Source organism: Myroides gitamensis (assembly GCF_029894455.1).
Taxonomy (GTDB): Bacteria; Bacteroidota; Bacteroidia; order Flavobacteriales; family Flavobacteriaceae; genus Flavobacterium; species Flavobacterium odoratum.
In genome coordinates, this window is record NZ_JARYHN010000001.1 from 3753377 (window position 1) to 3776093 (window position 22717).

Here is a 22717-nt window from a genome sequence, read left to right on the forward strand (position 1 = left end):
CTTATAAACTATTATGTTGTTGTAACGCTTTTATATCTAATATTTGGTTTGCAAAGAAACTACTTTTTTCTGGATATTTCAAAATTAAAATCTCATAAGCTTGTATTGCTTTTTGATATTTTTTTTGCTCCAAATAAATTTTGGCTAAGGTCTCCGTCATTAAACTGGTATTCTCTTGTACCGATAATTCAACATTTATGGGGCTTGCCGTAACTTTTTTTGTTGGGATAATTTTAGGATTTGTTTCGATGAATTTATCAATCATGGCTTGTTTTTTCTCCAAACTTTTTTGAAAATTTTTTTCATCTTCCGTAATTATCTCTTCTTTTTCTTCCTTTTCAGCCTGTATTTCCTCGTTTTTTGTGTCCAATTCACGGACAATTGGCTGTTGTTTGGAAAGCTTTAACCATTCTTGAAACGAGTATTTTTCTCCTGCTTCAAAAGCTAAAGGTTTCCCAATTTCTAGCTTATCTTCCAATTCTTCAACAGGAGAAACTGTCATTTGTTCTTCTTGAACTAGAGGTTCTACTATTGAGATGGATTCCAATTGTACCGTTTCTTCTTCTATTTCTTTTTCCTTGTCATCCACCAAAGAAGGGCTTTCTTGTACGATTTCATACGCAACTTTGGAGATATTTTGCAACAATGTGCTGATATTCTGCTCTGGATCTTTGTCTTTTTCCTTTACTTCAGGCTCAATTTCTTCCTCAATTTCATCTGCTATTTCGATAGATAAAGGAGTGTAAGCAGTAAAATCATCTGAAACAATGAAGCTAAATAAAATATCGCGGTCTAGGGTATAGGCAGCGGTTTTTTTGAGCTCTTGGTTGTATGAGGTGCTTTCATTTGAATAAAGGGCTTTCAGGTACAAACTGCGTATAGCCTGTACATAAGGGTACTGCTCAAGTAATTGTTTTAATTCTTGAATGTCTGAACGCTGTACTTGTGTTGGATCAGCTAAGTAAGTATGTAAAGTAGCTATATTCAAATTAATTCTTATTGATCTTTTACCATTTTGCTAGGGATTCATTGAATACATCTTGCGTAATTCTTTCGTAAATTTCGTCTAAGGCTGTATTTAATGTGGCTCCTACTAATTGTGCATTAGCATCATAGTCATAATAGAAAGAGAATCGTTTTTCAAAATCATCTTCTGCATTTCGTTTGTTTGTAAAGCGCACGTTAATGGCAATATACAAACGGTTTTGTGCGGCTCTCTGATCCGCAGTTGCTGTCATCGGGCTGATTCGGTAATCGACAATTTCACCTTCATAAACTAAATCTGCATCAGAATTAGTTAGGGTTAAACTGGTTTGATTCTGAATCAAATCTTGCAAGGCTAGGGTGAAGGTACGTTCAATTCCTGGCTCAACCAATGGCGCATTATTTTGAAAATAATTCACTTGGAAAGAATCAGCATCAATTTTTCCTGTTCCCGTAAAGTTATAGTACTTACAACTTTGTAAGCCTAAAGTTATAAAAAGAATGATAAGAACTGGTTTAAACTTCATCATTTATAAGTTATATTGTTTAATCTTTCGATATAAAGTTCGTTCTGAAATACCGAGCTCTTCGGCAGCCGCTTTTCTTTTTCCCTTGTTGCGTTCCAAAGATTTACGGATTAATTCTACTTCCTGTTCTTCCAGATTAAGCGGTTCGTCTTCCACTGTTTCTGCAATTAGGTAGTTGTCATCATCATCTTCATTTTCAATAATGGTAGGATGATACGTAGGATGAACTGGCTGTGAAGGATGGGCAGCATGTGAATTACTGTTTTCCAACTGTAGAATATCCGAAGGATTAGTCGGATAATCCACCGATTCATTTTTACTGCCATAGATGCGTTGAATCAGGTGCTGATTACTCTCTTGTACCTGGCCTTTATCTTGTTTTAAGAGCTCTAAGGTCAGTTTTTTTAGATCTGTAATATCATTGCGCATGTCAAAGAGAATTTTGTATAAAATCTCTCGTTCTGTACTGAAATCGCTCTCCGCTTTTTTACTCTGTACGACAGAAGGTAATTGTCTGTCGTGGTTGGGTAAATACGTCTGTAAAATCGGAAGTGTAATTTCTCTGTTTGTTTCCAATACAGATATTTCCTCTGCCACATTTCGCAATTGTCTGATGTTTCCATCCCAGCGATAGCGAATTAAAAAATTAGCTGCATTCGCATCTAAGCGAACAGGAGGCATTTTGTATTTATGTGCAAAATCCGAAGCGAATTTTCTAAACAACAAATGAATGTCTTCTCCTCTTTCTCGAAGTGGAGGCAAGCTAATCTCAATGGTACTCAAACGGTAGTATAAATCCTCTCTAAATTTACCCTTTTGTATTGCCTCAATCATATTGACATTGGTCGCTGCAATAATGCGAATATCCGTTTTTTGAACACGTGAGGAACCTACTTTAATAAATTCTCCATTTTCCAAAATACGCAATAAACGAACCTGCGTAGTGAGCGGCAATTCACCTACTTCATCTAAAAAAATAGTACCGCCATTCGCTTCTTCAAAATAACCTTCTCGCGTGCTAATTGCACCCGTAAAAGCTCCTTTTTCGTGACCAAATAGCTCACTGTCAATTGTTCCTTCAGGAATAGCACCACAGTTTACAGCAATGTATTTGCCATGCTTGCGGTGGGATAGGGAATGGATGATTTTGGGAATACTTTCTTTCCCAACTCCACTTTCTCCTGTAACTAAAACCGAAATATCCGTTGGCGCAACTTGTATTGCTTTTTGGATCGCACGGTTGAGCTTAGGATCATTACCTATAATTTCAAATCGTTGTTTAATCGCTTGAACATTTTCCATGTAGTGAACTTTTTCGTACTATTTTTTCAAAAGGTGATTAATCTTCTTGCATTGGTGAATAACCAACAGCCTTACCGATTAAGGTGGCAGAAGTACAATCTTCAACGTAAACTTCTACAAAGTCACCTACTTTATAATTTTCTTTCGGGAATACAACTGTTGTATTCTGTGAATTTCTTCCACTCCATTCTAAATCTGAACGCTTTGATGTTTTTTCAATCAAAACCTCTACGGTTTGTCCTACAAAACGCTTTGTACGTTCTAAGCTAATCTTACCTTGTACTGCGATAATTTCGCTTAAACGGCGTTTTTTCACTTCTTCTGGAATGTCGTCTTCTAGTTTACGTGCAGCTAATGTACCTGGACGTTCTGAGTAAGCAAACATGAAACCAAAGTCGTAGCGAACATGCTCCATTAATGAAAGCGTATCTTGGTGGTCTTCCTCTGTTTCTGTTGGGAAACCTGTAATCATATCTTGTGAAAGAGAAATATCTGGAATTAACGCGTAAATCTTGTCTACTAATTCGATGTATTCTTCTCTTGTATGTTGACGATTCATCTCTTGTAAGATACGAGTACTTCCTGATTGAACAGGTAAGTGAATGTATTTACAGATGTTGTCGTGATTTGCAATGACCTCAATTACTTCCATGTGCATATCCTGTGGATTTGAAGTCGAAAAACGAAATCTCATCTTCGGGAATTTTGTAGCACATAAGTCTAAAAGCTGAGCGAAATCAACCGCTGTTGCTTTTTGAATTTCTGAGGCTTTGTCGTAATCTTTCTTTAATCCTCCTCCATACCAAAGGTAACTATCTACGTTTTGACCTAACAAAGTAATTTCTTTGAAGCCTCTTTCGTATAAATCTTGAATTTCTGAAATAATACTGTGTGGTTCTCTACTGCGTTCACGTCCTCTTGTAAAAGGGACAACACAAAACGTACACATATTGTCACAACCTCTTGTAATCGATACAAAAGCAGTAACCCCATTACTTTGTAAACGAACAGGAGCAATATCACCATAGGTTTCATCTTTCGATAAAATTACATTGATGGCATCTCTACCTTCATCTACTTCTTTTAACAGGTTAGGAAGATCTTTGTAAGCATCAGGTCCTACAACCATATCCACAATCTTCTCTTCTTCTAAGAATTTACTTTTTAGACGTTCCGCCATACAACCTAAAACACCCACTTTCATTCCTGGATTTTTTTTCTTTACTCGGTTGTATTGGTCTAAGCGTTTGCGTACTGTTTGTTCAGCTTTGTCGCGTATAGAACAAGTGTTTACTAAAACTAAATCAGCTTCTTCTAAGTTATTGGTTGTATTGTATCCTGCGTCAGATAAAATGGAAGCAACGATTTCACTATCTGAAAAATTCATTTGACAACCATAGCTCTCAATAAAAAGCTTTTTAGTGTTGTCTCTATTCTGTTCTAGCTGTAAGCTCGTTCCTTGTTTATTTTCGTCAATTACCTTTTCCATATGATTATTTAAAAGGGAGTTTTATTTTAAGTCACAAAGATAGTTTAATTTTATTTGCTGACAAGTTGACAGCTTTATATTTAAGAAGCTCTTAGCGATTTTATTGCAATGAAGAGGTAATCTTTTATTCCGGAGGTTCTATTTGAACGGAACTGCTGCTTTAAATGTGCGGCTAATAGAATTTTGAAGCACAGTTGAGGAATGGTTTGAATAGGTCGTGAGAAAACTAAAAAAAGAGTTACGCAAGCTTTTTTTAGTAACAAAAGTTGAGTTTTACGCAGAGATGAACTACGATAATTAATACCAGTAGAAATATGAATTTTGCGATGAAAAGGAGTAGTTATTACTAAGTGAAAAATCGTTTTTTTTAGTACAGAAATAAGCGGATTTTCCTTATATTATAGGTGTTCTGAATTTATGTAAGAAGTAAAATACACAAGAAGGTATGCGTTAATTACTTTTGTTTTTTTACTTTTGAACGAATTTCTGATTATATAAGGTGTTGGGTAAAAAAAAGAATTTTTTTCTAATCAACGTTAAAAAAGTGTATATTTTTTAAATCATCGGAAAGGATTTTAAGAGAAAGTATGAATTATATCGGTTGAAGTAGAAATATTAAGAAAAAACGCATATTTTTGCTTCACAAAAGAATGAAGTATGGCAAAGAATTTAGTGATCGTGGAGTCGCCTGCAAAGGCAAAAACAATTGAGAAATTTTTAGGAAAAGATTATCAGGTAGAATCTAGTTATGGACATATAGCGGATTTACCTTCTAAAGAGATAGGAGTTAATGTAGAAGATAATTTTAAACCCAAATATGAGGTTTCTAGTGATAAGAAAGCAGTAGTAAAGAAACTAAAAGATCTTTCTAAAAATGCAGAAGTTGTTTGGTTAGCTTCCGATGAGGACCGTGAGGGTGAGGCTATTGCTTGGCATTTGGCAGAAGAGTTAAAACTAGATCAAAACAAAACAAAACGCATTGTTTTTCACGAAATTACTAAGTCAGCAATTCTAAAAGCGATTGATAACCCAAGAGGGATTAATTATAATTTAGTAAATGCACAACAAGCTAGACGTGTATTAGACCGTTTGGTGGGGTATGAGTTATCACCCGTATTGTGGAAAAAAGTAAAAGGAGGGTTATCTGCTGGACGTGTTCAGTCTGTAGCTGTTCGATTAATTGTTGAAAGAGAGAAAGAGATCAACGATTTTAAAATCGAATCTTCTTATATTATAACAGCAGAATTTAAAACTGCTGAAGGCAAAGTTGTCAAAGCAAGATTATCAAAGAATTTTGCTAGTGAACAAGAAGCCAAAGATTTTTTAAACCTTAATATAGGAGCAAACTATGCCATTAAGGATTTAGAAACAAAACCCGCTAAAAAATCACCAGCCGCACCATTTACAACATCAACATTACAACAGGAAGCAGCGCGTAAGTTGTATTATTCTGTTGGACAGACTATGATGTTAGCACAGCGTTTGTACGAAGAAGGATATATCACCTATATGAGAACCGATAGTGTGAATTTATCTGAAGAAGCGACCAAAGCTGCTGCTGCTGAAATTGCAAAATCATATGGTGCAGAATATGTACAATCAAGAAGTTATGTAACAAAGAGCAAAGGAGCACAAGAAGCGCACGAGGCAATTAGACCTACGAATATGGCTTTGCACTCTGTGCCTTTGGATAGAGATCAAGCGCGTTTGTACGATTTGATCTGGAAACGTACGTTAGCTTCTCAGATGAGTGATGCTAAATTGGAGCGTACGAATGTGAAAATCGGTGCGAATAAATACAGCGATTTATTCGTAGCTACTGGTGAAGTGTTGTTATTTGACGGGTTCTTAAAGGTATACTTAGAAGGACATGATGACGAAGAAGAAGAAGTTGAAGGAATCTTACCACACTTAAAAGTAGGAGAGTCACTTTTATCTAATGCAATTGTGGCAACACAACGCTTTAGTAAACCTGCTGCTCGTTATACAGAAGCTTCTTTAGTAAAGAAACTAGAAGAATTAGGAATTGGACGACCATCTACCTATGCACCAACGATTTCTACAATCATTGCACGTAATTATGTAGAAAAAGGAACAACAGAAGGAAAAGAGCGCAATTATAAAGTAATGACGCTAGCTCAAGCTGCTGTGACTGAAAAAGTGTTGGTTGAAAAAACAGGGTCAGATAAAGGAAAAATGATTCCGACTGATATTGGAATTATTGTCAACGATTTCTTAGTGAAGAATTTCAAAACAATCTTAGATTATAACTTTACGGCGAAAGTAGAAGAAGATTTTGATGCTATTGCTGCAGGAGAAGAAGAAGATTGGGCGAAGATGATGCGTGAGTTTTACGATCACTTTCATCCAACAGTAAAAGATGTTGAAGAAAATGCAGAGCGTGAATCAGGGGAACGTATTTTAGGTACGGATCCTGCTTCTGGTAAACCAGTGCTAGTTCGTTTAGGGAAATTCGGGCCTATGGCTCAAATTGGTGATGCTGAAGATGAAAATAAACAATTTGCAAGTTTAGCGCCAGATCAAAATATAGGAACAATCACTTTAGAAGAAGCATTAAAGCTATTCTTATTGCCTCGTATGTTAGGGGAATATAAAGGAGAAGAAGTAGAAGCAAATAATGGACGATTTGGTCCTTATGTACGCGTTGGAAAAACGTTTATTTCTTTGCCGAAAGGGTTAGAACCACTAGATGTGTCTTACGAAAAAGCGTTAGAGTTTATTCAAGAAAAAGAGGAAGCAGATAGGCCAATTGCTACTTATCAAGATTTACCAGTACAAAAAGGTGTAGGGCGATTTGGTCCTTACTTGAAGTGGAATAATATCTTTATCAATGTCAATAAGAAATACAACTTCGATAATTTATCGAATCAAGATATCACTGAATTGATTGAAGATAAAATTCAGAAAGAAAAAGATAAGGTCATTCACGATTGGACAGCAGAAGGTATTCGCGTGGAGAAAGCAAGATGGGGAAGATCAGTTATCTTAAAAGGTAAAGTAAAAATAGAGTTATCTAAGGATGTAGATGCACAAGCTTTAACCTTGGATGAGGTCAAAGCAATGATTGAGGCGAAAACACCTGCGAAGAAAACAAAGGCTACAGCAGCTAAAAAAACAGCAGCTAAAAAAGCTACAACTAAGAAAACAACGACCAAGAAATAATTGAATAGTAAGGCATGTTAGAACTTTTACGTCCAGTTAGTATTGAATTTAGAAATTACATCGATGGATTACCTAGCCAAAGTTTAGGTAAAAAAGTTTATTTCCATTCCGGTGGTACTTTCGATAAGTACGAGCAATATAAAATCGCTATTATAGGTGTAACTGATAATAGAGGATTAGCTTCGGAACCTGCTATGGTGGACCTGATGAAAGTTAGAAAAGCTTTTTATACGTTATTTCCTGGGAATTGGAATGTTCGAATAGCAGATTTAGGGGATATTACACCCGGTGAATCGATGGAGGATACTTATTTTCTATTAAGGAAAATTGTAGAAGATTTAGTAAAGAACGGAACAATTCCTGTGGTGATAGGAGGAAGCCAAGATTTGACCTATGCGTTATATCGAGGTTATGATAAATTAGAACAAATGGTAAACCTCGTTTGCATCGATCATAAATTAGATGTAGCAAAAGATGGAGGCCATGCGGCAGAAAGTTTCCTGTCGAGAATTATTCTAGAAGAACCGAATAATTTGTTTAATTTTTCAAACTTAGGCTACCAAACGTATTATAATTCGCAAGAAGAGATCGATTTAATTGAAAGTTTATACTTTGAAGCGTACCGAGTTGGAGAAATTATTAATAATATTGCATTGGCGGAACCAGTATTGCGCGATGCGGATATTGTAAGTATCGACGTCAACGCTGTAAAGTCAAGTGATTCAGGGAATTTTGCTACCTATAATCCCAACGGATTTGATGGAAGAGAGATTTGTTCTTTGGCTCGTTATAGTGGATTAAGCGATAAAGTTAGTACTTTTGGTATATTTAATTATAATAATCAAACAAATGAAACGTTATTATTAGGACAAATATTGTGGTATTTTATTGAAGGAGTTAATTATCGCTACAATGAATATCCATTTGCCTGTAAGGATAATTATATAAAATATATAGTGCCTTTTGATGATTACGAGAATTTGATATTTTACAAGAGCGATATTTCCGGAAGGTGGTGGATAGAAGTGAATGTTGGGACGGGTGTTAATGAAAAGTTAACAAAGAAAATATTGCTGCCTTGTAGCTATGAAGATTACGAAAAGGCGACCGCTCAGCAATTACCTGATAGATGGTGGAGAGCATTTAAAAAGAGTTTAGTTTAAGCTTGAAAAATTTAACATTTACATATGTTAAATATAAACTAAATTTTTTATAGCTTTGTTTTTGAAAATTAAAAATAATTGAATACGTTTACATTTTTAAGAAGTATATAAGAAAACCTAAATAATATATGAAGAAGATCATTACGTTAGGAGCAGTTTTAGCTTTGGTATGCAGCTGTGGTACTGGAGATCGAGGTGAGTTGTTAGGCGGAGTAGAAGGTAAGAGATGGTCAACTACGAAGCCTCATGGTATGTCTTTAGTTCCAGGTGGAACTTTTACAATGGGACAATCAAACGAAGATTTCCTTGGTGCACAAGATGCTCCAACAAAAACGGTAACTGTTGGTTCATTCTACATGGATGAGACTGCTGTTACAAATAACCAGTACAGAAAATTTGTGGATTGGGTAAAGGATTCGGTTATCCGAACTCGTTTAGCTATTGCTGCGGATGATATGGGATTGACTCCAGATGGTGGTGGTATTGGTGCTTATGCATTTCTAGATAATGAAGAAAATCTAGATCGTATGACGCCTTATCAAAGATATATGTATGAAAACTACTACAGCATGGATAGCAGCGATGATATGTATGCAGGTAGAAGATTGAATAAAAAAGTGAACTTACCTGTATCGGTAGATCGTTATCCAGACGAATATTATGTTGAAGTAATGGACTCTTTATACATTCCAGCTTCTGAAACATATAACGGATTAGGTATGTTTGATGCTTCTAAAATTAAATTCAAATACACGTATGTGGATTTAGAAGGAGCAATGAAAGATAAAGGAGTTGATCCTCGTGGAAAACGTAGCAGACATTTAAAAACGGAAACGTTATTAATCTATCCTGATACAACACGTTGGATTAAAGAATTCCAATACTCTTATAACGAGCCAATGCACAATGATTATTTCTGGCACGAAGCTTTTGGTGAATATCCTGTTGTGGGTGTAAACTGGAATCAAGCTAGAGCGTTTGCAGCATGGAGAACGTTATATAAAAACACATTCTTACGTTCAAAACGTTTACCTTCTGAAGTACATGAGTACAGATTGCCAATGGAAAGCGAATGGGAATTTGCAGCTAGAGGTGGTTTAGAAGGAGCTATGTATCCTTGGGGTGGTCCATATACAACAGATGAAAAAGGTTGTTTTATGGCAAACTTCAAACCTAGTCGTTTTGACTATGCAGCGGATGGAGCTACTTATACAGCTGAAGCACGTGCTTATCCACCAAACGGATATAATTTATACAATATGTCTGGAAACGTAGCAGAATGGACAAGTTCACCATATGATTCATCATCGTATGATTTCATGTCAAGCTTAAAACCAAAAAACAGAAGATCAGATACGCCATTAAAAGTAGTTAGAGGGGGATCTTGGAGAGACCCAGCTTATATGTTACAAGTTGCTACACGTGATTCAGAATACGCAGATTCTGCTAGATCATACATCGGATTTAGAACAGTACAATCTGTTTCAGGATCTATGTCTAGAAGCAATGCGTCTAAAATGGCTAGATAACCAGAACCAAAACAATTATAGATTATAGACAAACAATTAAAACAATTAAAAAATTATGGCAATACCTAAAAAAGTAATGAACTTCTGTTATGGAATGGGGGCTTCAGTTGTGATTATCGGTGCATTATTTAAGATTACGCACATGGAGTTAGGTCCAATTAATGGAAATAATATGCTAACTTTAGGATTGGTTGTAGAAGCTCTTATTTTTGCGATATCTGCTTTTGAACCAGTTGATGACGAGTTAGATTGGTCTAAAGTGTATCCAGAATTAAAAGGTGGAGAACCAACACAAGTTAGAGGTGGTGGTAGTGCTGTAGGATTTGTTGGCGGTGGAACAACAGAAGAACAAGGTATGTTATCTAAAAAATTAGATGATTTATTGAAAGAAGCGAAAATTGACGGAGAGTTAATGAATAGTTTAAGCAAAAGTATCAGAAACTTTGAAGCAGCATCAAAAGAGATTGCTCCAACAGTTGACTCTGTAGCTTCTACTAGAAAATATGCAGAAGAAATGTCAATGGCTGCTGCTCAATTGGAATCTTTAAACTCAATGTATAAAGTACAATTGGAAAGTGCTACTCGTAACGCTGAAATCAATAAAGAAGTTGCCGAAAATAATATCAAATTAAAAGAGCAAATGTCTGCTTTAACAAGCAACTTGTCTTCTTTAAACACTGTTTATGGAGGTATGCTTTCTGCAATGGGAAACCGTGGTGCTAATTAATTTATAATCAGATAAAGTTATAAATAATGGCAGGAGGAGCAAAATTGACGCCTAGGCAAAGGATGATTAACCTTATGTATCTTGTGTTCATCGCGATGATGGCACTTCAGATGTCAAAGGAGGTTTTATCAGCTTTTGGTATGGTAAACGATAAATTTGAATCGGCGAACGTTTCGGCGATAGACAATAATGACAGATTATTAGGAGGTTTAGAAGCTAAATCAGCGGATGATCCAACTCGTTTTGGCGAGCCTTATAAGAAAGCTAAGCAAGTAGCTGCTGTAACGAAAGAGTTTTACGATTACGTTGCTACAGTTAAAAAACAAATTACAGATCCATTAGAAGCACAACGTATTGATGGTAAACTACCAGCGGAGCGTATGGAAAAAGGGGATGTAATTGATCAAGCTTGGTTTAGTGGCGATAAATACTCTACACAAGGAGAGGAATTTATTGGAGCAATTGAAAAATATAAGAGTGCAATTTTAGGTATAGTAGGTGAAGACGTTAAGTTTCAACCAATTGTTGTAGATTTGCAAAATAGATTTGATATTTCTGATGTAAAAGACGGAGAAGGAGTTGTAAAGCCTTATTTAAATTACAATTTCCAAGGATTTCCAGCAATTGCATCATTGACGAAATTATCTACGATGCAAAATGATGCAATGGTTATTGAGCACGAAATTTACAATAGCTTATTAGGGAATACATTGAGTCAAGCGGCTTCAATGCGTAACTATGCAGCTATCGTAATTCCTGAGAAATCGGCTTTCTTTGCTGGAGAACAGTTTAAAGGTAAAGTAGTATTAGGTCGTTATGATAAATCTACAGTTCCTACGGAAGTAATTGTAAATGGACAAAAAGTTGATTTATCAAAAGCTTTAGAAGATGGACAAGTAAACTTGAGCTTTGGAACTGGTAACGTTGGTGAGCATGATGTAAAAGGTAAATTTACATTCATGGAAGACGGAAAACCAGTTGAAATCGACATCAAAGGAAACTATGTTGTTGTACCAAAACCAAATTCAGCGAATATCTCAGCAGATAAAATGAACGTGGTGTACCGTGGGGTAACAAACCCAATGACAATTTCTTTTGCTGGTATTTCTGATGATAAAGTAGTAGCTTCTGCTCCTGGTTTATCTAAAGGAGGAAAAGCAGGACAGTATAACATGCGTCCACAAGCAGGTAGAGAAGTTACAATTAATGTAACTGGAAAATTACCTGACGGAACATCTGTAAGCGATAAAAAAGTATTTAGAATTAAAGATATTCCTGCACCTCGTGGTACAGTTCGTGGTGAATACGCTGCGAAAGGACCTAAGTCTAACTTAGAAGTGGTTACCATCGGTGCAAAATTAGAAGATTTTGATTTTGAATTAGGTTTAACAGTTACAGGATTTGTATTGCAAGTTCCAGGACAACCATCTGTGGTAGTTCAAGGGAATAGAATGAATGACAGAGCGAAAGCTGCGATTTCTAAAGCAAGACTAGGAGATGTGGTTGTTATTTCTGATATCAAGGTACGTTTAGACGGTGCAAGTGATTATGCATTGAAGAAAACAGCACCTTGTACATTCGAAATCATGTAATTTCGAAATAAATAAAAGAAGAAAACTTTGAATAATATGAACTGGAAAAAAATTTCACTATTTGTAGCATTTTCAATATTCTCATTGCAATCATTTGCACAAAGCAACTTATTAAATGCTAAGTCTGCTGAGGAAATTGGAATGAAAAGTATTCAAGATATATACGTACAAAGCGAAGGACCAATTCCATACGGGTATGTAGCAGATAAGGATATCCTATTTGGTATTAAAGTATGGGAAAACATTTCTCTTGAAGAGAAAGCTAATGAGTCTTATTACTATCCAATCGAAGAGGTATCTGGAGATGGAAGAAAATCAATGTTCCAAGCTTTGATTGATGGTATTAAGTCTGGAACTATCACAGAAGTATACGATGATAGTGACTTTAAAAGAAAAAGAACATTAAAGGAACTTGAAACATCTTTCGTGAAAGTTGATACTACAGATGCTGGTATTGAATACTATAATGCTGGTGAAAAAATTCCAGAGGAATATATTCAACGTATTGAATTACGTCCATCTGATGTAAAATCGTATCACGTGTTGGGATTGTGGTTTTTTGACCGCAATGAGGGACAGTTAAAATATCGTTTATTAGGAATTGCTCCAGTAGTAGTTGACTTATACACGAAAGGAGCTGATGTAGAAAACGCAGTAGAGCTTTTCTGGATTTTCTTCCCAGATGCTAGAACTACTTTGTTTGATGCTCAGGTATTTAACTCTAAAAACCCAATGAATCCTATGAACTTTGATCATTTGTTAAATGCTAGACGCTTTAGCTCTACGATTTACAAAGCAGATAATCAATATGGGGATTCTCGTATTAACGATTACATCAAAGGTGGAGAGTTAAGTCAATTATTTGAAGGCGAACGCATCAAAGAATTGATCAGAAACCTTGAAGATGATTTATGGAATTACTAATTTTGTAATTACTAATTTATAAAGCTCTTATCTAAATTAGATAAGAGCTTTTTTTATGATTTCAATTATGGTGGATTATATTGTTGTAGGAACGGGATTAGCTGGTATTGCTTTCACAGAAAAGCTAGCACAAGAAGGGAAAACGTTTGTTGTGATTGATTCAGAAGAACGTTCTTCTTCGTTAATTGCTGGAGGTATGTACACAATCCTGTTGTACTCAAACGCTTTACGGATGTTTGGAAAGTGAAGGAGCAATTAGTTATAGCTGAAGTGTTTTATCCTGCCTTAGAAGCAAAATTACAAGTGAAATGCTGGTATCCGATGGACTTATACCGTCGTCTCGCTTCTATTGAAGAACAGAATAATTGGTTTCAAGCAGCTGATCGACCAAATTTAAATACCTTTTTATCGCCCGAAATTGTAAAGATGCAACTAGATGGTGTAGATTTGTCCTTCGGTTTAGGAAAAGTAAAGGCAACAGGGTATCTGGAAACAGATGATTTAATTCCTGCTTATCGCCGTTATTTGACACAAATTGGATGTTACAAAAGGGAAACTTTTGATTACGACCAGTTGGTATATCATGAAAATGGTATTTCATATAAAGGAATAGAAGCTGGACGCATTGTCTTTGCAGAAGGTTTTGGTCTATTGCAAAATCCCTTTTTTAAAGAATTGCCCTTGGATGGAACAAAAGGAGAGCTGATGATTGTTAAAATTCCAGGTTTGAAATGTGATTTTATGTTGAAAGCAGGTGTATTTTTGATTCCGATTGGAGAGGATAAATACAAACTAGGCGCTACATATAACTGGGAGGATAAAACAGATGTTCCTACAAAAGAAGGAAGAGAAGAACTAATCGAAGGGTTGAAGAGTTTTATTGATTTAGATTTTGAAATAATAGAACACATTGCGGGGATTCGTCCTACGGTGAAAGATCGCCGTCCTTTGTTGGGAAGAAGTTTAGAATCAGATCGTATTTTTGTGTTGAATGGATTGGGGACACGTGGGGTTTTACTCGCACCTTATTTAGCAGAACAATTATATAATTACATAGAAAAAGATAGGGCGTTGGAGGAAAATATCTCCATCCATCGCTACAAAAAGTTTAAATTAAAGAAGTAGTATTTATGTTGAATATACATAATTTGTCTGTTTCGTTTGCAGGAGAATATTTATTTGAAAGCGTAACATTCAAAATTGGGGCTGGTGACCGTGTTGGTTTGGTTGGAAAAAATGGAGCTGGAAAGTCAACGATGTTGAAACTTTTATCCCGCGATATGGAACCCGATACAGGAAGTATCGCAATGGAAAAAGAGCTTAAAATTGGGTTTTTACGTCAGGATATTGATTTTATTCCTGGAAGAACGGTACTAGAAGAAGCTTACCAAGCCTTTGTTGAAATTAAAGAAGTTGAAGCGGCATTAGATCGCGTGAATAAAGAATTAACTGAACGTACCGATTATGAATCAGAATCGTACAGCGAGTTAATTGAGAAATTAAGTGATTTAACCCATCGTTATGAAATTATCGGTGGATATAATTACGTGGGTAATACAGAGCGTATCTTACAAGGATTAGGATTTAAACGTGAAGATTTTGAGAACCTTACAGATACCTTTTCTGGAGGATGGCGTATGCGTATCGAATTAGCAAAATTGTTGTTACAAGATAATGATGTGCTTTTACTCGATGAGCCGACCAAACCACTTGGATATTGAAAGTATTATTTGGTTGGAACAATTTCTAAGAAGTTATCCAGGAGCCGTGGTGATTATTTCCCACGATAAAATGTTCTTGGATAATGTGACGAATCGCACCATTGAAATATCATTAGGTAAGATTTACGATTTTGATAAACCGTATTCTGCCTATTTGTTGTTGCGCGAAGAATTGCGTGAAATGCAATTAGCGACTCAAAAAAATCAAGCAAAAAAAATAGAGGAGACTGAGAAGCTAATTGAGCGTTTCCGCTACAAAGCTTCCAAGGCAGCAATGGCACAATCGCTAATTAAGAAATTAGACAAGGTTGAGCGTATTGAGGTTGATGAAGATGATAATGCTGTAATGAATATTTCGTTTCCAGTGAGTATTGATCCCGGTAAGGTTGTATTGGAAATGGAAGGAGTTACAAAGCGCTTTGGTGATAAAGTCATTTTTAAAGATGTCGATTTCTTAATTGAACGCGGAAGTAAGATTGCGTTTGTTGGACAAAATGGACAAGGAAAATCTACATTGATTAAAGCGGTGATGAAAGAGTTTGAATATGATGGAGCAATTAAATTGGGACATAACGTTCAAATTGGATATTTCGCTCAGAATCAAGCAGACTATCTAGATGGAGAGAAAACCCTTTTAGATACGATGTTAGACGCTGCAACTGATGGAAATCGCGTAAAAGTACGCGATATGCTAGGTGCTTTCTTATTTAGAGGGGATGATGTAGAGAAGAAAGTAAAAGTGCTATCTGGAGGAGAGCGAAATCGCTTGGCTTTATGTCGTATGTTACTTTCTCCTATCAATGTCTTGCTGATGGATGAGCCGACCAACCACTTGGATATAAAATCGAAGAATGTGTTGAAACAGGCGTTACTAAACTTTAAAGGTACCTTGATTTTGGTTTCACACGACCGTGATTTCCTACAAGGATTAACTAATTTGGTTTATGAATTCAAAGACCAAAAGATTAAAGAATACTTGGGGGATATCAACTATTTCTTAGAAGAACGCAAAGCGCAAAATATGCGTGAAATCGAAAAGAAAAGTGAGAAGAAAGAGCCTCAAGTTGAAGTGAAAGTCGAGGTAAAGAAAGTCGAAGCTTTATCATACGAAGATCAAAAGAAGCAAAAAACGCTTCAAAATAGATTGAGTAAAATAGAAAGTGAAATCAATGAGCTTGAAAAGAAAGTCGCTAAAGACGACGAACGATTAGCCGCTGATTATGAAAAACTGATGCAAGATGAGAGCTTTTTTAAAGCCTATGAGCAGAACAAAAAGAAAATAGAAGCATTGATGCAGGAATGGGAAGATGTAGCTGCAGAGTTGATGTAAATGGATATAGAAAAGGTTTGTGTGATTCACACAAACCTTTTTTTATGGTCTCGGTTTAAGATTAGTTGTTTTTGCTTACATTTAATAAAAAAATACAATGAAAGTATATCGAACATTTTGGGTTTTAGGTATGGTTTGCCTCGGGTTATGGAGCACAACAACTACCGCGCAAACGAAACAAAAAACAGATTTGTCAGCTGCAATGCCAACTAAGGTTGGGCTTCAAGATATAGATAAGTTGCATTACAATTTTGCAATTGAAGTGGAAAACCAACTGTATGGTGGATATAGTTTATTGGGCATAAACCCAAAGAGTTTTGCTACTGTCAAAGTAGAGGAAGGTCTTTTTCCAGTTGGGACGACTACTTATGAGAAGAAGATTATCCTGCCACTGAAAGAAGGACATAAATCGAATTTAGTGGTCTTGGAACAGTGGGCCAAACAAAATATCAGCTACAAAGGGAAATTGATTTTTATGATCGATGGAGTGGTGTTGAATACGCAACCTAATTTGGTGCTATTGGACCAAAATTATATTGTGGATTACGCCGTTATTCCCTTGGATCAATTGGATTTGACAGAAGTTACAGCTGTTGTTCAGTTGAGAATGAAATCTGCAGCTAATGTTAAGGCGATGTCTGCAGCGAAAAAAAGGAAGCGTGAATAAAATTTATGTTCTTAGTGGGTTAGGAGTAGATGAACGTGTGTTTGATACGTTTGGATTTAACGATAGTATTGTTCATTTTATCTCTTGGATGCCTCCTTTGAAGAAAGAATCGTTGGCTGATTATGCCAAGCGTATTGCCATGCAAATCGAAGATGAACATCCCGTTATTATTGGTCTATCTTTCGGAGGTATGGTTGCAGTGGAGATTGCTAAAATTCGGAAAGTAAAGAAAGTAATCATATTGGCTTCTGCTAAAGAAAGAGCAGAATTACCTAAACTATATCTTTTTATTGGCCAATGGAGATTACATAGGCTTATGCCTTCATTTGTATTAAAACAATGTAATTTTTTAACGTACTGGTTTTTTGGAGTGGATACCGAAAAAGAAAAAAAATTGCTTCAAACGATTATATTAGATACAGATGAAAGATTTCTAACATGGGCAATTCATGCTATTCTTACTTGGCAAAACAAAGAAATACCCGCTAATTTAGTTCATATTCATGGTAGCGAGGATCGTATTTTACCTTGCAATCTGGTTAAGTATGATTATTTAATCGAGGATGGCGGGCATTTTATGACAGTTAATCGCGCGCAAGAAATTGAACAGATAATACGAGCGGTGATTTAAACCTAGTTGGGAAGTTCAATTTGTATGGCGCATTGTTAAACGTTGGTGATGCTTTGGTATGCAATAGTTGGAAGGAAGATTAAAAGTGTTGTATCTTTAGTGGTTACAGCTAAACGCTCAACGTTATTCAATTATGAATATAGAGGAGTGCTAAACGCCAATGAAACAAGTCTAAAAGAAAGTAAATGAAATTATTTGATATTTTTAAAAAGAAAAAAGAACAACCCTCTACTTTTCCTGAAAATGAATTAGAACGTTATTTAATAGAAGGAGCATCTAGTATTGATGCACAGAAATATTTTTACCAAAAGTTAATGTGGAATCAACTGATTGTGTTGACTCCAGATGGTATGGAATTGGAAGAAGGAGAGCAAATGGTCGGAGGAAATACCACTGTCAAATTGGTGTCTTTTGATGGAGGGTATATTCCTGTATTTACCTCGTTGAATCGCGTTTTTGATCAGGATATTATGAAGGAAAAAGTATCCTACATTAGTTTGAAGGGACAAGATTTATTCAGTATGACTAAAGGTTCTACTTTCATTTTAAATCCTTATTCACCTTATCATAAAGAATTATTACCTGCGGAGATTGAGCAGTTGATGAATGGTACGATATACGATCAAATTGATGCAGACGAAGCAGAAAGACAACATATTGAACAATTCAATACCCTCTATGATCTAGCTTGTGAAAAACAAAAGGACCTGATACTATTAGGTGGGTACCGCATGCAGGAATTGAATGCTAAAGATCAAGTAAGATTAGAAGAGTCTGTACATTATTTTGAACAATGTCTAGCGTTAATTGAAGATCATTGGCCTAGTATGGTGTTGATGGCAAAAGCATTGCAGCGCTTGGAACGTCATGAAGAAGCATTTGCCTTATTAGAAAAAGCATTTGTGATTAATGAAGAGAATCATTCTATTCCGATGGAAGCTGCTTTAGAGGCCGTTCATTTACAAGATTTGGAAAAGGCTTTGTACTATTCAGCAGCGTCTATGGAACGAAAACCCAATGATTTTGCTTTAATGGGCAATCACGCCATGAATTTGGTATTGGCAGAACGTGATGGGGAAGCCTTGGCATTGATTGAAGAAGCCTTAGTATTAGCACCCAAGGATGAAGTCAATGAAAATATAAAAAACTTAATTAAGGATGTGATGGCAGGTGATCGTAAACGACCTACAATGGAGGAAACTGTGAACGGTAAATAGTAAACCGTTCACCATAAACCAAAAAAAAAGACCTAATCGTTAGATTAAGTCTTTTGGCTTAGTAGCGGGAACAGGACTCGAACCTGTGACCTTCGGGTTATGAGCCCGACGAGCTGCCTACTGCTCTATCCCGCGCTATTGTGGTGCAAATATACAAACTAATAATGGTATAAAACAAATAAAAAGAACAAATAGTTTTAAAAAATATTTGAATTATATTGTAACTGGTTGGTTGTTAGTTTTATATGTAATTTTTTTAATTCAAAATATCGCTTGATACTGCTGTAAAAAGGTGTTTTTTGACATCTTCTTTCGCTTTTTCCTTCATTTGTAAGAGGAGTTGATGAATATCATTCGGGCTATAATCATTCAACGGGCCAAAAACTTCCGCTTGTTCTACTTCTACACCACAATAAGCTAATATGCCTTCTTTTAAAGGAATGGAACCACTAGCGTGATATACGGATTGATGAATTTCTGGAGATAAATCGCCCATGGTTACTATAATACGTGCTGTTTTACCTTGTAAAAGCCCTTCAGTATGTGTTGAAGTATGATGCTTAAACACTAATCCTGGTAAAAATAGACGATCAAAGAATCCCTTCATGATTGCAGGCATGCCCACCCACCACATCGGATGTATCCAAACTTGATGAGTACTCCAATAGATATCATCTAATGCACGGAGTAAATCAGGTTCTAATTCCATGCGTTTTGCATAGCCGTACTGGAGGTTGGGATTAAAGTGTAATTCACCAATAGCGAGATAGCGCACAGTGGCGCCTAAAGCTTGAGCAGTTTCGATATAGGTTTGTGCTAAGGTAGCATTAAGACTAGTTGGATTTGGATGTCCATTGATGACTAAGAGATTCATGTGATTATCGGATAAAAATGGTTTTTAAATAAGTAAGTTGTTCTTGCCAAAAGTCGCGTGCCATGGCGGTTGGAAAAAAGTCAAATACATGCGTTGCACCTTTTACTTCAAAAAAGGTTGTTGGAACTTGAGCTTCCTTGAGTTGATCAACATATTGTTTAGCCTCATCCTTGAGGGGATCAAACTCCGCTACAATTAAAGTAGTTGGAGGAAGATCTGCAAAATTTGATTGCAGGTAAGGTACAGCATATGGAAGTGGAGTCTCATGATGGGGGGCTAAATAGTACTTCCACATGAAAGCGGCAGCAGCTTTGGTTTGCATAGGAGCATCAGCTAAGGTCTGCATGGAAGGCGTGAGCAAACGATGGTCCATCGGAGGATAGAGCAAATATTGATGCTGTAGTACAACTTCTTGTTTGTCTCGAGCAAGATGAGCGAGCGAAGCTGCAATAGTCCCACCCGCACTACTTCCGCCAATGCTGATGTTTTCTTTATTTCCTCCCAATTGGCCTGCTTCTTGCGCCACCCAAAGTAATACATCATAAGCATCTTCTAAGGCTGCGGGAAATGGATGTTCAGGTGCTAAACGATAATCAACAGATACAATTGAAATATTCAAGGCTACCGCCATAGGGTAAAAAATAAAATCATATTGTTCTGGTGTACCGTAAATAAAAGCACCCCCATGAAAATACATTAACAAGGGAAGATTGCTTTGTCCCAATGGTCGATAGGTTCTTAATCTGATGGTTCGATTAAGCTCTCGAGAGGGGATTTCAAGGTTTTCAACGACTAGACCCTCTGGAATTGCTAAAGGCTCTTCGGTATCTGCTAATTGTTGTTCTTCGATGCGAATTTGCGCAGGGTTATGAGCCAGTAGATAGTCATAGTCAATTTGGTTATAAGGACTTTCATTAATGGCTTGTAGCAGCTCGATGGAAATATCTTGTTGTATCATATTAAAATTCAATTACTATTTTTCCTACGGTATGTCCGCTTTCTAGTTGGAGATGGGCTTGTGGTAATTCGTCAAAAGAATAAATGTGCGACAGATGGGGTTTGATATGACCTGCTGCTAATAGTTGAGTAATCTGCTTCATATCCTCTTGACTAGAATACACTGACATAAAATAACAAGCGTGTAGAAATTTAGCTTGTGCCTTTTGTTCATCTTCTTTTGTATACCCAGAGGGTAGAGCGACAATGGTTCCAAAAGGTTTGAGTATCGCAACGGATTTTTGAAAATTTGAACCTCCAATAGATTCTAAGACAAAATCAAGGTTACTCAATTCTTTTTCAAAATCAACTTGACGGTAATCCAGATGCTCGTCTGCGCCCAAAGAAAGTACAAAATCTTTATTGACTGCGGAAGATGTTGCAATAACGTACGCACCAAGGTATTTCGCGATTTGTACAGCAAAATGCCCAACACCACCAGCAGCGGCATGAATAAGTAAGCAATCATGAGGGCGTAATTTCCCGTAAGCTGTAAAAGCTTGCCAAGCCGTCAGTGCAGCTAGTGTGCTCGCAGCAGCTTCTGCATGGGAAATATAGGTAGGTTTTAATGCTAAATGATGGGCGGGTGCAGCGACGTATGCTGCATACGTTTGGCCGTGCCCTACAAAGTTGACCATACCAAATACTTCATCTCCAATGGAAAAATCAGTCACAGCACTACCTATTTGTACGACAACTCCTGAAATATCCCATCCTAAAATTAAGGGATGATGTTGAAGTAGCTGTTCAGCTAAGGGAGCTTGACGGGTGCGAACTTTTACATCTACTGGATTGATGCTAATTGCTTTGGTTTGAATGAGTACTTCATTCGCTTGCAGTTGGGGAATTGGAATATCTTTATACTGGAGGTGTTCAATTCCTCCAAATCCTTCTAATGTAATGGCTTTCATCATCTTCTATTTTGTTTTATACAAAAATAGACTGATATGATGAGGTTTATTAGGTATAAATCAAGTGTATTTCGGTATCTTTGCAGTATGGCAAAAGAGAATATGTACCAGGCCCTTGAGGTGTATTATGAAAAAGTAGAGGTTTGTCCTTTGCGCGATAGGCAGTTTAATTTTTTTGAACTCGTTTATGTCATTTCAGGAAAAGGGAGTCATGCTGTAAATGGCAATCGCATTTCATATAAAGTAGGAGATCTGTTCTTGATTACTCCCCAAGATTGCCATGAATTTGATTTAGAGGGGATGTGTGAATTTATGGCGATTCGTTTTGGCGAATCCTATGTCAAGGAATATCAATGGAAGAGTATTGATCATATCGAATGCTTGTTGTATTATGCTTCTCATTTATCAGCTTCAGTGTTAGTGCACGAAGAAGATAAACGTCTTGTCACTCAATTGATGCACACCCTACAAGAAGTATTGAAGGTAGAGTTGATGTATAATGAAGATTTAATTCGACCAATTGTCAATGCGATATTGGTGATTGCCGCTCGCAATATAGCTCGAATTCAGTTGAAGCCGATGGGGGTTACTACTGATGCGAAAATTGTGCAAATACTCAGCTATATCCAAGAACACATTCGCGAACCAGAACAGTTGAAAGTGGCCGTAGTTGCAGCGCATTTTGGACTTTCAGAAACATATTTAGGGAGTTATTTCCGCAAACAAGCAGGTGAATCCTTTCAAGCGTATATTTCAGCATATAAAATTCGACTAATCGAACATCGTTTGCTCTTTAGTGAAATGCGAATCAATGAAATTGTCCATGAATTTGGATTTGCAGATGAAAGTCATTGCAATAAATTTTTTAAACGACACAAAGGGATGAGTATGTCAGCTTTTCGAAAAGCCAATGTGGCGGTAACGAAGATAGCTTGATTCGCCTCTATAAA

17 protein-coding genes, 1 tRNA gene and 2 pseudogenes are annotated in these 22717 nt (G+C 36.5%); 12 read left to right on the plus strand and 8 right to left on the minus strand.

Annotated features, from left to right (window positions below; all coding sequences use genetic code 11):
• Position 1 precedes the first annotated feature (1 nt).
• Genes M2306_RS16675 through miaB form a run of 4 tightly spaced genes read right to left on the minus strand, consistent with a single transcriptional unit; the run spans position 2 to position 4302 of the window.
• On the minus strand, positions 2–988 hold the full coding sequence (locus tag M2306_RS16675; protein ID WP_115091779.1) for a tetratricopeptide repeat protein: 987 nt from the start codon (positions 986–988) through the stop codon (positions 2–4).
• A gap of 19 nt (positions 989–1007) precedes the next feature.
• Positions 1008–1511: an LptE family protein gene (locus tag M2306_RS16680; protein WP_002987639.1), complete on the minus strand. Its 504-nt coding sequence runs from the start codon at positions 1509–1511 to the stop codon at positions 1008–1010.
• A gap of 3 nt (positions 1512–1514) precedes the next feature.
• Complete coding sequence (locus tag M2306_RS16685) at positions 1515–2813, minus strand: sigma-54 interaction domain-containing protein (protein WP_115091778.1); 1299 nt, start codon at positions 2811–2813, stop codon at positions 1515–1517.
• A gap of 37 nt (positions 2814–2850) precedes the next feature.
• A complete protein-coding gene (gene miaB / locus M2306_RS16690) occupies positions 2851–4302 on the minus strand; it encodes a tRNA (N6-isopentenyl adenosine(37)-C2)-methylthiotransferase MiaB (RefSeq protein WP_115091777.1) in 1452 nt (483 codons plus the stop codon).
• A 657-nt stretch (positions 4303–4959) separates the two neighbouring features.
• Here miaB and topA point away from each other — a divergent pair.
• The 11 genes and pseudogenes from topA (at position 4960) to M2306_RS16745 (ending at position 18986) form a co-directional block, all read left to right on the plus strand.
• A complete protein-coding gene (topA, locus tag M2306_RS16695) occupies positions 4960–7485 on the plus strand; it encodes a type I DNA topoisomerase (RefSeq protein WP_498882901.1) in 2526 nt (841 codons plus the stop codon).
• 14 nt (positions 7486–7499) lie between these two features.
• A complete protein-coding gene (locus tag M2306_RS16700; protein WP_259188891.1) occupies positions 7500–8648 on the plus strand; it encodes a formimidoylglutamase in 1149 nt (382 codons plus the stop codon).
• Positions 8649–8776: 128 nt separating this feature from the next.
• The gene (gene porK, locus M2306_RS16705; protein WP_115091774.1) at positions 8777–10177 is read left to right on the plus strand and encodes a T9SS ring complex lipoprotein PorK/GldK; all 1401 of its coding nucleotides are present in this window, start codon (positions 8777–8779) and stop codon (positions 10175–10177) included.
• Positions 10178–10232: 55 nt separating this feature from the next.
• Complete coding sequence (gene porL, locus M2306_RS16710; protein WP_060873966.1) at positions 10233–10904, plus strand: type IX secretion system motor protein PorL/GldL; 672 nt, start codon at positions 10233–10235, stop codon at positions 10902–10904.
• Positions 10905–10930: 26 nt separating this feature from the next.
• Positions 10931–12496 carry a type IX secretion system motor protein PorM/GldM gene (gene porM, locus M2306_RS16715; RefSeq protein WP_115091773.1) on the plus strand — a complete coding sequence of 522 codons (1566 nt, stop codon included), beginning with the start codon at positions 10931–10933 and terminating at the stop codon, positions 12494–12496.
• Positions 12497–12532: 36 nt separating this feature from the next.
• Positions 12533–13420, plus strand: coding sequence for a type IX secretion system ring subunit PorN/GldN (gene porN / locus M2306_RS16720; protein ID WP_002987631.1), 888 nt, complete (start codon positions 12533–12535; stop codon positions 13418–13420).
• 55 nt (positions 13421–13475) lie between these two features.
• Positions 13476–14545: pseudogene (locus M2306_RS16725) on the plus strand (NAD(P)/FAD-dependent oxidoreductase).
• A gap of 5 nt (positions 14546–14550) precedes the next feature.
• Positions 14551–16471 (plus strand): annotated as a pseudogene (locus tag M2306_RS16730) (ABC-F family ATP-binding cassette domain-containing protein).
• A gap of 97 nt (positions 16472–16568) precedes the next feature.
• Positions 16569–17138 carry a hypothetical protein gene (locus M2306_RS16735; protein ID WP_259188888.1) on the plus strand — a complete coding sequence of 190 codons (570 nt, stop codon included), beginning with the start codon at positions 16569–16571 and terminating at the stop codon, positions 17136–17138.
• The gene (locus M2306_RS16740; protein WP_259188887.1) at positions 17131–17769 is read left to right on the plus strand and encodes an alpha/beta hydrolase; all 639 of its coding nucleotides are present in this window, start codon (positions 17131–17133) and stop codon (positions 17767–17769) included. The genes M2306_RS16735 and M2306_RS16740 overlap by 8 nt, the downstream gene beginning before the upstream one ends.
• Before the next feature lie 185 nt (positions 17770–17954).
• Positions 17955–18986, plus strand: coding sequence for an SseB family protein (locus tag M2306_RS16745; protein ID WP_259188886.1), 1032 nt, complete (start codon positions 17955–17957; stop codon positions 18984–18986).
• A gap of 62 nt (positions 18987–19048) precedes the next feature.
• On the opposite strand, the gene M2306_RS16750 is transcribed toward M2306_RS16745, so the two are convergent.
• The 4 genes from M2306_RS16750 to M2306_RS16765 all read right to left on the minus strand — a co-directional run bounded on the left by M2306_RS16750 (position 19049) and on the right by M2306_RS16765 (position 21767).
• A tRNA-Met gene (locus tag M2306_RS16750) sits at positions 19049–19121 on the minus strand.
• Between the two features lie 121 nt (positions 19122–19242).
• On the minus strand, positions 19243–19860 hold the full coding sequence (locus M2306_RS16755) for an NAD(P)H-dependent oxidoreductase (protein ID WP_259188885.1): 618 nt from the start codon (positions 19858–19860) through the stop codon (positions 19243–19245).
• A gap of 4 nt (positions 19861–19864) precedes the next feature.
• On the minus strand, positions 19865–20818 hold the full coding sequence (locus tag M2306_RS16760; RefSeq protein ID WP_259188884.1) for an alpha/beta hydrolase: 954 nt from the start codon (positions 20816–20818) through the stop codon (positions 19865–19867).
• A 1-nt stretch (position 20819) separates the two neighbouring features.
• Positions 20820–21767 (minus strand): NADP-dependent oxidoreductase, encoded by a 948-nt coding sequence (locus M2306_RS16765; RefSeq protein WP_259188954.1) that lies wholly within the window; start codon positions 21765–21767, stop codon positions 20820–20822.
• Between the two features lie 87 nt (positions 21768–21854).
• Between M2306_RS16765 and M2306_RS16770 the strand changes: the two genes are divergently transcribed.
• The gene (locus M2306_RS16770) at positions 21855–22703 is read left to right on the plus strand and encodes a helix-turn-helix domain-containing protein (RefSeq protein WP_259188882.1); all 849 of its coding nucleotides are present in this window, start codon (positions 21855–21857) and stop codon (positions 22701–22703) included.
• Positions 22704–22717: the final 14 nt, after the last annotated feature.

Excerpts from the sequence above, each read along its gene's own strand:
- M2306_RS16680 (WP_002987639.1), bottom strand. The coding sequence starts at position 1,511 with ATGAAGTTTAAACCAGTTCTTATCATTCTTTTTATAACTTTAGGCTTA.
- M2306_RS16685 (WP_115091778.1), bottom strand. The coding sequence starts at position 2,813 with ATGGAAAATGTTCAAGCGATTAAACAACGATTTGAAATTATAGGTAAT.
- miaB (WP_115091777.1), bottom strand. The coding sequence starts at position 4,302 with ATGGAAAAGGTAATTGACGAAAATAAACAAGGAACGAGCTTACAGCTA.
- topA (WP_498882901.1), top strand. The coding sequence starts at position 4,960 with ATGGCAAAGAATTTAGTGATCGTGGAGTCGCCTGCAAAGGCAAAAACA.
- M2306_RS16700 (WP_259188891.1), top strand. The coding sequence starts at position 7,500 with ATGTTAGAACTTTTACGTCCAGTTAGTATTGAATTTAGAAATTACATC.
- porK (WP_115091774.1), top strand. The coding sequence starts at position 8,777 with ATGAAGAAGATCATTACGTTAGGAGCAGTTTTAGCTTTGGTATGCAGC.
- porL (WP_060873966.1), top strand. The coding sequence starts at position 10,233 with ATGGCAATACCTAAAAAAGTAATGAACTTCTGTTATGGAATGGGGGCT.
- porM (WP_115091773.1), top strand. The coding sequence starts at position 10,931 with ATGGCAGGAGGAGCAAAATTGACGCCTAGGCAAAGGATGATTAACCTT.
- porN (WP_002987631.1), top strand. The coding sequence starts at position 12,533 with ATGAACTGGAAAAAAATTTCACTATTTGTAGCATTTTCAATATTCTCA.
- M2306_RS16735 (WP_259188888.1), top strand. The coding sequence starts at position 16,569 with ATGAAAGTATATCGAACATTTTGGGTTTTAGGTATGGTTTGCCTCGGG.
- M2306_RS16745 (WP_259188886.1), top strand. The coding sequence starts at position 17,955 with ATGAAATTATTTGATATTTTTAAAAAGAAAAAAGAACAACCCTCTACT.
- M2306_RS16755 (WP_259188885.1), bottom strand. The coding sequence starts at position 19,860 with ATGAATCTCTTAGTCATCAATGGACATCCAAATCCAACTAGTCTTAAT.
- M2306_RS16760 (WP_259188884.1), bottom strand. The coding sequence starts at position 20,818 with ATGATACAACAAGATATTTCCATCGAGCTGCTACAAGCCATTAATGAA.
- M2306_RS16765 (WP_259188954.1), bottom strand. The coding sequence starts at position 21,767 with ATGAAAGCCATTACATTAGAAGGATTTGGAGGAATTGAACACCTCCAG.
- M2306_RS16770 (WP_259188882.1), top strand. The coding sequence starts at position 21,855 with ATGGCAAAAGAGAATATGTACCAGGCCCTTGAGGTGTATTATGAAAAA.